Source organism: Streptococcus suis, from assembly GCF_002964045.1.
Classification (GTDB): Bacteria; Bacillota; Bacilli; order Lactobacillales; family Streptococcaceae; genus Streptococcus; species Streptococcus suis_U.
Genome location: NZ_POPB01000092.1, coordinates 1 through 282 on the forward strand (window position 1 = coordinate 1; position 282 = coordinate 282).

1 protein-coding gene is annotated in these 282 nt (G+C 41.1%); it reads right to left on the reverse strand.

The features are described from left to right. Positions 1-80: 80 nt before the first annotated feature. The coding region (locus C1E99_RS00400; protein ID WP_193441766.1) for a cell division protein FtsA C-terminal domain-containing protein at positions 81-282 on the reverse strand (202 nt) is incomplete at its 5' end.

The following is a 282-nucleotide window of genomic DNA, read 5'->3' on the forward strand; positions in this document are numbered from 1 at the left end:
CGATTACTTTAATGACAGCACCATGACTAGCTGCTGCTTCAAATGAAAATGCCATAGTTTAAATCACCTTTTCTTTTCTCTTATTCAAACATGCTGCCAAACAAACCACGAATGCGATCTGTGATGTTTCCCTTAGCAGCTGGACGAACTTCTTCTTCCTCATCATGGTAAGTAGGAGCAACTTGTTCCTCTACCTGATCGACTGTGTTCAATTCGTTCACGATTTCTCTTTGAATTGGCTGACTAATTCGAGGACGAGCAACAGGAATTTCAACTGGCTTA